The organism is Mesorhizobium sp. B2-4-3 (genome assembly GCF_006442815.1).
In the GTDB taxonomy this organism is placed as follows: Bacteria; Pseudomonadota; Alphaproteobacteria; order Rhizobiales; family Rhizobiaceae; genus Mesorhizobium.
In genome coordinates this window covers 119,137-129,913 of record NZ_VFVL01000001.1, presented here as the reverse complement: position 1 = coordinate 129,913, position 10,777 = coordinate 119,137, and the positions used below count along the sequence as shown (strand labels likewise).

At 59.5% G+C, this 10,777-nt stretch carries 8 protein-coding genes; 6 read left to right on the top strand and 2 right to left on the bottom strand.

Features of this window, described 5'->3' with window-relative positions:
• Positions 1 to 270 precede the first annotated feature (270 nt).
• The 6 genes from FJ956_RS00630 to FJ956_RS00605 all read left to right on the top strand — a co-directional run bounded on the left by FJ956_RS00630 (position 271) and on the right by FJ956_RS00605 (position 7,226).
• Positions 271 to 1,197: a helix-turn-helix domain-containing protein gene (locus tag FJ956_RS00630; RefSeq protein ID WP_140677798.1), complete on the top strand. Its 927-nt coding sequence runs from the start codon at positions 271 to 273 to the stop codon at positions 1,195 to 1,197.
• A 183-nt stretch (positions 1,198 to 1,380) separates the two neighbouring features.
• Positions 1,381 to 2,892, top strand: a complete 1,512-nt coding sequence (locus FJ956_RS00625) for an alpha-N-arabinofuranosidase (RefSeq protein WP_140677794.1) — start codon at positions 1,381 to 1,383, stop codon at positions 2,890 to 2,892.
• 47 nt (positions 2,893 to 2,939) lie between these two features.
• Positions 2,940 to 4,031 carry a sn-glycerol-3-phosphate ABC transporter ATP-binding protein UgpC gene (ugpC, locus tag FJ956_RS00620; protein WP_140677792.1) on the top strand — a complete coding sequence of 364 codons (1,092 nt, stop codon included), beginning with the start codon at positions 2,940 to 2,942 and terminating at the stop codon, positions 4,029 to 4,031.
• A 1-nt stretch (position 4,032) separates the two neighbouring features.
• Positions 4,033 to 4,968 carry a sugar ABC transporter permease gene (locus FJ956_RS00615; protein ID WP_246681600.1) on the top strand — a complete coding sequence of 312 codons (936 nt, stop codon included), beginning with the start codon at positions 4,033 to 4,035 and terminating at the stop codon, positions 4,966 to 4,968.
• Positions 4,965 to 5,813, top strand: coding sequence for a carbohydrate ABC transporter permease (locus FJ956_RS00610; protein ID WP_140677790.1), 849 nt, complete (start codon positions 4,965 to 4,967; stop codon positions 5,811 to 5,813). Before FJ956_RS00615 ends, FJ956_RS00610 begins: the two co-directional genes overlap by 4 nt.
• Positions 5,814 to 5,906: 93 nt before the next feature.
• Positions 5,907 to 7,226 carry an extracellular solute-binding protein gene (locus FJ956_RS00605; RefSeq protein WP_140677788.1) on the top strand — a complete coding sequence of 440 codons (1,320 nt, stop codon included), beginning with the start codon at positions 5,907 to 5,909 and terminating at the stop codon, positions 7,224 to 7,226.
• Positions 7,227 to 7,632: 406 nt separating this feature from the next.
• On the opposite strand, the gene FJ956_RS00600 is transcribed toward FJ956_RS00605, so the two are convergent.
• Both FJ956_RS00600 and FJ956_RS00595 read right to left on the bottom strand, forming a co-directional pair.
• Positions 7,633 to 9,720 carry a N,N-dimethylformamidase beta subunit family domain-containing protein gene (locus tag FJ956_RS00600; RefSeq protein ID WP_140677785.1) on the bottom strand — a complete coding sequence of 696 codons (2,088 nt, stop codon included), beginning with the start codon at positions 9,718 to 9,720 and terminating at the stop codon, positions 7,633 to 7,635.
• Between the two features lie 300 nt (positions 9,721 to 10,020).
• Positions 10,021 to 10,755, bottom strand: coding sequence for a ribonuclease activity regulator RraA (locus FJ956_RS00595; RefSeq protein ID WP_140677783.1), 735 nt, complete (start codon positions 10,753 to 10,755; stop codon positions 10,021 to 10,023).
• Positions 10,756 to 10,777: the final 22 nt, after the last annotated feature.

Sequence of the window (10,777 nt, the reverse complement as noted above, 5' to 3'; positions counted from 1 at the left end):
AAGCTCTTCGACATGGACTCGCCGAAGATTCCTTACAGGCACATCGCGCCAGTAAGCAGGTGGTACTGGACAACCCGCACCCCAAAAACTCCTCGATCAGACGGCTGTTCTTGAATTTCGTGCTCTCATCATGGGCGATGTGATGAGAAATGGCCTCCATCGCGGTCGCTCAACCCAAAAGTAGCATGGAGTGCCGCCGCCGCATTGATTGAATCAATTATCCCGATATACAAGCTGATTTCGGGTACGGATTGCATAGGCTGGAAATCCATGAGTCGCAATTTTCTGGTGATCGAACCTGAGGAAGGCATCGCCGTCCTCAAGGGGCTGGCCTCTTTGGCACGCATCTCCGTGCTGAAGCTGCTGCATGAGAAGGGGCCGATGAATGTCAACGACATCGCCGCCGTGCTGTCGCTGCCGCAATCGACTGTCTCCACCAATATCCAGGTGCTCGAGGATGCGGGCCTGATTCGCACCGAGAACCAGAAGGCTAAGAAGGGCAGCCAGAAGATCTGTTATCCGACCGCCGAGGAAGTGCTCGTAGTGTTCAAGAGCGAGTATCGCGCGGTCAAGAACAATGCCATCGAAGTGTCGATGCCGATCGGGCTCTACACTGGCTTCGAGGTGACGGCGCCCTGCGGCCTGTGTTCTCCGGACGGAATCATCGGTCTGCTCGACGTGCCGCACACTTTCCTCGATCCGGACCGTATGAAAGCCGGGCTGCTGTGGTTCACGCGCGGCTTTGTCGAGTACCAGTTTCCCAACAATGCCAAGCTCGCCAATGCCGAGATCACTGAACTTGAAGTGGTGATGGAACTGTCCTCGGAGGTGCCGGGCACCAGCGCTGACTGGCCCTCCGACATCACGCTGACGATCAATGGCATCGATGTCGGCACCTGGACATCGCCCGGCGATTTCGGCGACAAGCGCGGCGTCTTCACGCCCTCCTGGTGGAAGCTCAAGGGCTCGCAATATGGCAAGCTGAAGAACTGGCGAATTTCCGCTGACGGCACCTATGTCGACGGGGTCAGGATTTCCGAGACCAGCCTCGCCGCCCTTGATCTCAAAGGCCATCATTCAATCCGAGTTCGTATCGGTGTGAAGGACGATGCCGAGCGTCCCGGCGGAATCAATATTTTCGGCAAGGGGTTTGGAAATTACGATCAGGACATTCTGCTCAGAATCAAGACAGGTTGATATCATCAAATCGGGTTTCAAGGATAGTGCAGCAATTTCAGACGTTTGCCTCCATTGACGATCGAAGGTGCCGTTCAATTGTCAGACATTTGGCTGTTTTTGACTTGACGAACGTGCGCCGCTCCCCTTTGATATCGAACAAGGTGATTTAAATCATAATTTGTGATATTGTTGGAGGAATGCATGAAGGCAGCCGTCACGGCGCATCCGCACTATGTCGTCTCGAAGATCGATCCGAGGCTCTATGGATCCTTCATCGAGCATCTCGGGCGGGCGGTTTACACCGGTATCTATGAGCCGGGTCATGCGACGGCGGATGACAATGGCATGCGTCGCGACGTCATCGATCTCGTCAAGGAACTCAAGGTTCCGATCGTCCGCTATCCCGGCGGCAATTTCGTATCCGCCTACAACTGGGAAGATGGCGTCGGCCCCAAGGAAGGGCGCCCGGTGCGCCTTGACCTTGCCTGGCATACGTCGGAAAGCAATGAAGTCGGCCTGCATGAATTTGCCGACTGGTGCGCCTCGGCCAACACCGAGATGATGCTGGCCGTCAATCTCGGCTCGCGTGGCCTCGATGAGGCCCGCAACTTCCTGGAATACACCAATCATCCCGGCGGCAGCGAGTGGAGCGACAAGCGCATCGCCAACGGCCGCAAGGAGCCCTTTGACGTCAAGCTCTGGTGTCTTGGCAACGAGATGGACGGCCCCTGGCAGATCGGCCACAAGACCGCCGACGAGTATGGCCGCCTGGCCCACGAGACCGCCAAGGCGATGCGTGCCTTCTCCAAGTCACTCGAACTCGTGGTCTGCGGCTCATCGAATGCCAAGATGCCGACATACCCGGAATGGGAAGCGACCGTTCTCGATCATACTTACAACGAGGTGGATTACATCTCGCTGCACATGTATTTCGAAAATGAAGCCAATGACGCGCCGAACTATCTTGCCATGAGCGAGAAGCTAGACGCTTACATTGTCTCGGTCGCCGGCGTCATCGATTATATCAAAGCCAAGAAGCGCTCCAAGAAGCAGGTCTACATCTCGTTCGACGAATGGAACGTCTGGTACCATTCCAAGGAGCAGGACAAGAAGATCCTTGGCGGCAATGAGGGCTGGCCCTTCGCCCCGCCATTGCTCGAAGACATCTACAATTTCGAGGACGTTCTGCAGGTCGGCCTGATCCTCAATACCTTCATCCGTCGTTCAGACGTGGTCAAGATCGCGTGCCTGGCGCAACTGGTCAACGTCATCGCGCCGATCATGACCGTTCCCAACGGCCCGGCATGGCGTCAGACGATCTTCTATCCTTATCTCTATGCCTCCATCTACGGCCGCGGCAATGCGCTGGATCTCAAGGTGGCAAGCCCGACCTACAGCTCCACGGTCGCCGGCGACGTTTCATATGTCGACGTCGCCGGCGTGCATGATACGGAAACCGGACATGTCACCTTCTTTGCCATCAACCGCCATTCGAGCGAGGCAATCGAAACCGTGATCGACATCACCGGCTTCGGCGCGGCCGACATCGTCGATCACCAGGTGATGACGCATGCGAATCTGAAAGCCGTCAATTCTGCCGAGGACCCCGGCAATGTCGGCCCCAGGAAAGGGACCGGGGCCTCGGTGGCGGGCGGCAAGCTCCGCCTTTCGCTGCCGGCCTATTCCTACCAGATGATCCGCCTGAAGCTCTGACTTCAGGCGGATTGTCGGAAAGTGCATGGGCTGAGGAGGAGCTCGACGTGACGGCCGATATTGAGATCAGGAATGTGAGCAAGCATTTCGGTGCCATGATGGTGCTGGATGATCTGTCGCTCTCCATCAAGGCACGCGAATTCATCGTGTTTCTCGGGCCGTCCGGCTGCGGGAAATCGACGCTTCTGCGCATGATCGCGGGCCTCGAAACTGTCGATACCGGCGAGATAGCCATCAACAACGAACGTATCGATCATCTGCCGCCGGGCAAGCGCGGCATTGCCATGGTGTTCCAGTCCTACGCGCTTTATCCGCATATGAGCGTGCGCGACAATATGGCATTCGGGCTTGAGAATATCGGCATGCCGCGCGACGTCATCGACGCGCGGATAAAGGAGAGCGCCCGCATCCTCGAAATGGAGCACTTGCTCGAGCGCAAGCCGGGCCAGCTCTCCGGCGGCCAGCGGCAGCGCGTCGCCATCGGCCGTGCGATCGTCAAGGAGCCGAAGGCCTTCCTGTTCGACGAGCCGCTCTCCAATCTCGATGCGGCATTGCGGACCCGTACCCGCATCGAGCTTGCCCAACTGCACCAGCGCTTGCAATCGACGATGATCTTCGTCACCCACGACCAGATTGAGGCGATGACGCTCGCCGACCGCATTGTCGTCATGAACAATCGCAAGATCGAGCAGATCGGCTCTCCCATGGAAATCTACGACCGCCCCGCGACCAAATTCGTCGCAGGCTTCGTCGGCGCGCCGGCGATGAATTTTGTTGAGGCGACGCTCGACAGATCGAGCAGGAATGCCACCGCCAGATTCGCGGACGGTGTATCGGTTCACACCGAGATCGCCTCCAACCAGACGATCGATGGCAAATGCACTTTCGGTATCCGTTCGGAAGACGTGCGCATCGTTGCCGCCGGACAGGGCAATGCCGACGGCGTGGTCGATGTGCTTGAGCGGCTCGGCGAACGCACCTTGGTCTACGCCCGGCTTGGCGATGGCCAGCAGATCGTCGGCTCGGATGTTGGCAACAGCCGCGTCGCGGTCGGCGACAAGGTCGGGCTCGCCTTCGACGGCCGGAAATCGCATCTGTTCGGCGAGACCGGTCGCGCCTGGCACGCGAGGGAGGTGTGACATGGGTGACCGACGGGCGACGCCGCGGACCGCGCTTCCGGCCGCCAGCTTCGGAGCTGCCAGCGTCGATATCTACGCACCGCAATGGCGAAACTTCATTTTCGTCGCGCCGTTCCTGTTCTTCTTCACGACGCTTCTGCTGGTCCCGCTGTTCTGGGGAATGTGGCTGAGCTTCCACAAGGCCGACACTTTCTCATCCGGAAACTTCGTCGGTTTCGGCAACTATATCAGGCTGTTTCACGACAAGGTGTTCCTGCAATCGGTCTGGAATACCTTCTACTTCGTGCTCCTTACCGTTCCGACCTTGGCGCTGATCGGCCTTTTTCTCGCGCTTTGCCTCAACCGCCGCACCCGTACTGCCGCGGTGCTGCGGACCCTGTTCTTTTCTTCCTCGGTGCTGTCGGTCACGATCGTCACACTGATCTGGCGCATCGTGTTCATTCCGAATGTCGGCCTTCTGTCGACGATCTACGGATGGTTCGGCGCAACGGCACCGGCCTTCATTTCGGATCCCAGCCTGGCGATGATCGGCATCGCCATTGCCACCGTCTGGTGGTGCATCGGCCTGCCGATGATGCTCTTTCTCTCGGCCCTCCAGCAGATTCCGCAGGATATTTACGAAGCGGCAGCCCTGGACAATGCCAATCGCTGGCAGACGTTGCGCTCGATTACGCTGCCGTCGATCAAACGTACCTTCGTCCTGGTGGTCATCGTCCAGATCGTGCTGCAGTTCCAGTTGTGCGGCCAGGCCTGGCTGATGACACGCGGCGGTCCGAATAACCTGACCAAGCCGATCGTGCTCTACATCTACGACACCGCGTTCCGCCGCTGGGATCTCGGCATGGGTGCCGCGGCTTCGGAGGTGCTGTTCATCCTCATCCTGATGGCGGCCATGGCCCAGTACCTGGTCACGCGCAACAAGGCAGGTCAGGCATGAGGGCTCCAGCCATTTCCATCAAGGGACGCGCATTCGGCGACCGCGTGTTGCTGGCTCTGGTCATCCTGCTTTCCCTGGTCATGGTCGCGCCGGTTCTGTGGGTTATCGGCCTGTCGCTCAAGGAAAATGCCGAGCTGATGGCAAATCCGAATTCGGTGTTTCAGGCGCCCTATACTCTGAAGAACTACATCAACACCATCGGCACCTCGTCGGTGTTCGTCTGGGTATTCAACAGCATCATCGTCTCGGGAGGATTGACGCTCGGAACGCTGATCCTGTCATCGCTTGCCGGATATGGCTTTGCACGGCTGAATTTCCCCGGCCGAAACGTCCTGTTCGTGATCGTGCTCTTCGGCCTGGCGGTTCCGGAACAGGCGGTGCTTGTCGCGCGCCATCAGATATTCAGCATGCTGAACTTCCACAACACCTATCACGGGCTCATTCTCCCGGGCCTGTCGGCTTCATTCGGCGTCTTCCTGATGACCCAGTATTTCAAGGCCATCCCGAAGGAGCTGGACGAAGCCGCCATGCTGGACAATGCCGGCCGATTCAGGACTTTCTGGAAGATTCTTTTGCCGCTCACGGTGCCCGCCCAGGCAACCCTCGGCATCTTCACCTTTCTCGGCGCGTGGAACGACTATTTGTGGCCGCTGATCTCGGCAACCAAGAAGGATATGTACACGCTGACGGTCGGCATGGCCTCGACACAGACCAATTTCGCCCAGTCGGAAGGCATCGGCTTCTTGATGGCGCAGGCGGTGTTCGCCGGCGCGCCGATCCTGATCGTCTACCTGTTTTTCCAGAAATACATCGTCACGGCCGTCTCGGGCGCCGCGGTGCGATGACGAGATTGCCTGACGGCGGGGAGTGCGTCGCAGCGATTGAAGCATGAAGCCAGTCCAGCGTGGAGTGGCGCAGACTCAGTAGGAGGAACTGATATGAAAATGAAGAAAGTCCTGTTTGCAGCGGTCTCCGCGGGCGTGCTGATGCTCGCAAGCCCGAGCCTTGCAGCGACGGAATTGACCGTGCAGCGCTTTTTCGGTGCCTGCGATGCCGATTTCGGCACCAACACCGATGTCGCCAAGGCAGTAGGCGAATGCGGCATCATCACCTCGCTGATCAACAAGTTCAACGCCGACAACCCCGATGTTCACGTCAACGTCAGCACTGTGGAATGGCCGGGCTATGACCAGCTGACCGCGCAGTTCGCTTCGGGCGATGCACCCGATATCGTCACGATCCATGAATCCGTGCTTTCGGATTACCAGTCCAAGGGGCTGTTGATGCCGCTTGACGATCTGTTGAAGTCCGTCGGCGTCACACCCGATGCCTTCACGGACGCGGCGCGCAACGGCGCCACCAAGGACGGCAAGATCTACGGCCTGCCGATCGACAGCTGGACGATGCTCTATCACATCAACATGGATCTCTTCAAACAGGCTGATCTCGTCAATGCCGACGGCACGCCGATCCTTCCGAAGTCGCCAGAGGAACTGCTCGCCCAGGCCGAACAGTTCAAGCAGAAGACCGGCAAGCCTTACTTCGTTCAGAACCTCGCCAATGAGACCGCGCTCTACACGCGCAATCTCTATACCTATCTCTTCCAGCAGAATTCCGATTTCTTCGCCGATCCAAAGCATGTGAAGCTGAACACGCCGGAAGCCAAGAAGATCGTCGAGATGTACAAGGCGATCTTCGACAAGGGCTACACCACCAAGGACCTCGACTATGGCGGCGCCATCAACGCCTTCCTTGCCGGTGGAGGTGGCGTGCAGCTCAACGGCACGTGGGTTGTCGGCGACAACAACGCCCAGTCCGAAACCAAGGGCACGGCCCTCAACAAGGGCGGCTATGCGGTTTACCCGTATCCGCAGCTATTTGCCGGCGCCCACGCGCAATATGCCGACGGCCACACCTGGGCAGTCTCGCAGAAGGACCGCACACCCGAACAGACCGCGGCTATCGGCAAGTTCCTGAAGTTCTTCGCGGACCATGACTTCGACTGGTCGCGCACCGGCCACCTGCCGGCCTACAAGGCCATCATCGCCTCGGACGCCTTCAAGGCGCTGCCGCATCGCAATACCATCGCCGCGGTCGCCGATCTCGGCAGGCCGCTGCCGTCGGCAGTGCAGCGCCAGTTTGCGATCCAGGACATTGTGGGCGAAGAGATGAGCGCTGCAATCACCGGCCAGAAGGACGTCGATGCCGCACTTGCCGACATGGAAAGCCGCGTCAACGAATTGCTCGCCAACATTTGACTGCTGGTTTCCCGAAACGCTCTCGATGCCCGCGGTCGAAGGCCGTCGCGGGCATTTTTGGAAGCAGCACCGCTCCTTCGACTTTGACCCGCGAAAAAAGCCAATAAAATCAATACCGCCGGCACATCTGTAAGAGGGGCAAAAGTCGTGACGAGCAGGCGATGCACACTCGATCGCACTGCTACGAGTTCAATGATATCAAGCGCTTGTGCTGCCGGCTCATCGGCGACGACAAGCGATCCGGGAACTTCGCCACGACTTTTGCCCCTCTTACTAATTTCTTCCTCCGGTTAGCCAAGTTCATTTGCCCAGCCAGGGCTGCAGCCCGAGCTTGATGGTATCCGCGCAGGCGGCGCTCATGGCTATTGCGACAATGGTGATTGCCAGTCCCAATTTCTTCAGGATTTCAGTTCTCCTCATGAGGTTGATCGCCCGGCGTCGGAGTTGGCCTCCTGTTTTGTCGTGCCGAGAGATGGTTGAGCAGGTTTAGGGTGATCCTCCCCACATCGTTCATTGCTTTGCCGGCAGGCAGCGCGCCGCACCAGGCGACCGAACTTGCTGAGAAGATCAGGCCACCCGCAGCAAGATTTCGTAAGGTCATTTCAGCGCAGCGACGGCCGGCGCGTTCTTCATCCCCGCCCTCGTACCAGCGCGAGGTATCCTGAAAGAAGCCGGCTGGAAAGTCCGTCGCGCGGGCGATCACGATGGTGTCGGCCGACGTGCCCAAGGCCGGGTTCGTCGCATCCACCTCGTAACCCGCGGCAGCACCCAATACGATGCCTTCCGAACCGAAGGTTTCGTCCTCGATGCCTTCAAACAGCCATGCGCATTCCGGCGCGTGGCTTTCGAGCGTTCGCGTGAACGGGCGCGCGCCGTCGAAACCCATCAGCGAAATCGCGCCGCCGACCAGCGAAAACTCGCCCCGGCCGCGAGAGCGAAGGTGGCCGCCAGGCTCGTTGGTTATCGACAGGTATTGTTCGCTGATCGGACCGTCCCATGTGCGGCCCGATTCCAGGGGCGAACGGCGCAATTCCATCAGTTCGTCCTTGAAGGCGACCGTTCCGGCAAAGCCGTTTCCGCCGAGATAGGCAATGCTGCCGCCCTCGGCCGCAAATTGCCGCAGTGCCCCTTCCATCTCGGTCGACATGTATTCCGGATGGCTTCCGGTCACGACGGCCCGATGCCAGCGGAGAGCTTCGATCCCCTGCCGATGCAGATCGTGATCGGTGACGATGTCGAGCGCTATGCCGTTCTCGTTGCAGAATCTGAGGAAATGCAGATCGACCGGCAGGTTGTGAGGGCAGCCGCACAGGGGGTAGTTGTAGTCGTCCCGCAATGTCGCCTTGGGTTTGCGATAGGAGCAGATCGACACGCCGCTGAGATCGGAGTGGTAGTCGTAGAGCGACCTGAGGCTGTTTGCGATGGCAAAGCGGTGTCCGCGGTCGTCGCACTTCCATTCATAGAGATGGTCGGGGAGATACTCGTCCGCGTAAGCGAGATAGGTCGCGGTCGGCAGCAGATAAAGCAGCGGTGACGATGCACGCGCGGAGGTGACGAAGAACACGATGCGCTCGTAGCCGCCGTCCCATTCCACCTGGAATGCGTATACACCCGGCTTCGCATCCTCGGGCACCCCGGCGCGATGGGAAGCAGGCCACTGGAGCGGTCCCATGTCATCGTCATGGCAATGGATGGCATCGTAGTGCGAAGGTACGAGCCGCGGGTCGAAGCTCGATCCATCCCAGCGCGCCGATGTCACGCAGAATGTGGGCTGATTGACCACATCGAGCGCCAGCGGAACCGGTCCGCCTGAAGACAGGATCGGTCCCGCCGGCAGCAGAGTCGGGAAATCCCAGGCGATTGGTCCCTGAGAAGTCTCCAGCCGAATAGCCGCAAATCTCGCATTGAGCGTCAGCTCGCTTCGAGAGCCGCTCGCTCCGAAGAGGATGTCGGGCCCTTGCGGAGGCCATTCGGCGTCGCGCAATCGCCGCTTGAACTCGTAAGGGGCGAGGAGGTCGTGAGATTTCAGCTTGAAGAACGGCTCGTCCACATTCACACCGAGCTCGACGGTCAGCCAAACCCCTTGCGGAACCGCCGCGGTGAACAGACGATCGTTGCGCATCTCCAAGGCGATCGCCCCATCGCGAAGGCTCAGCAGAAAGGATCCCGCTTCCAGGATCGTGCGCGGCCCCATGTTGCGGGTGAGAAGCAGCTCGAAGCGGATGCCCTTGACGGCCGGCGCCTTTGCAAGCTCCTCGGCACGCAGGCGAAGGTACGATCCATGATCGAAGCTGCGATGCGCGTCCGGCTCGGATGTCGCCTCGATTGGCCAATTCACAAAGTCCGCGGCTTGCGTGTCCAGCCGACATATCCGCACGCTCTCTACCGACCGGCTGCAGGAGAGGCCAAGTTCCACCCGCTGGCCGGGCCTTACGCTCCAGGGTGTGGCATAGCCGACCGCGCTCATCGCTCCATGATCAACCAAGCGGCGCATCGATCGTGCCTCTCAAATCCATGAATGACAGAGCGACGTCGCAGTCTTGGTTCCAGATCGACCAGTTATCGCGCATACCCCTCAATCTCCATGAGACTACTTTCAGGGAGCATATCGCCGGGGTATATACCCCCGTTGGGGTAGGGTGCCGATAGTTTTGGATATTGGGATCATTCCGAGTTGGCGGGCCAGCGAAGCGGCGCATCCGGCTGGCGATCGTATGACTACCCTGAGGAGCGGCAGCGCGTGGCCGGTTGAGGGTGTCGTTCGGCCGACTGTCGGCCTGTATTGCAGTAGCGGCTAACGCCTTGTTTTGCGCCATTCCTCGTACTCGCCGCGAGCATCGTCGTGCAGGGGATAATAACGCTGCAAGGGCGCACCCTGCATGAGCTTCTCGCGTGAGAACTCTTCCCATTCGTGATGCTTGTGCGCCTCTTCGATCACCATGGGCGCCATCGAGACGGGGACCACCACCGCGCCATCATCGTCGGCGACGATGATGTCGCCAGGGATCACCGTGACACCGCCGCACGCAATCGGGACGTTGACGGCATTGGGATAGATGCTGGTCTGGACATGATAGTTGGGCGTCCAGCCGCGCAGCCATAGCGGCAGGTCGAGCTTCTCGACATTGGGCCGGTCGCGCATGCATCCGTCGATGACGATGCCGGCGCCGCCTCTGCCCTTGAAATAGGTCGACATCATATCGCCGAAGACGCCCGACCTCATGTCGCCGCGCGCGTCCACCACGACCACATCGCCCTCCTGCGCGTGATAGAGCACGTGCCGGTGCAGTTGTGTCTCCGGATCGGCATATTCCCCCTCGTTGAAGAGGTCGGGCCGCTGCGGCAGAAACTGCAGCGTCAATGCTGGTCCGACGATCGATTTGCCACGGATCTGCGCGACCGGGCCGACCATGTGCGGACTGCGGAAGCCCATGTGACCAAGCGTGCCGGCCACTGTCGCAGCGCCGATCTCCTTCAGCGCGTCGATCAGGTCCTTGGCCGGCCGGGTGATGTCGGGGGTATGCGTCATGACAGATGGACTCCGAATGAAT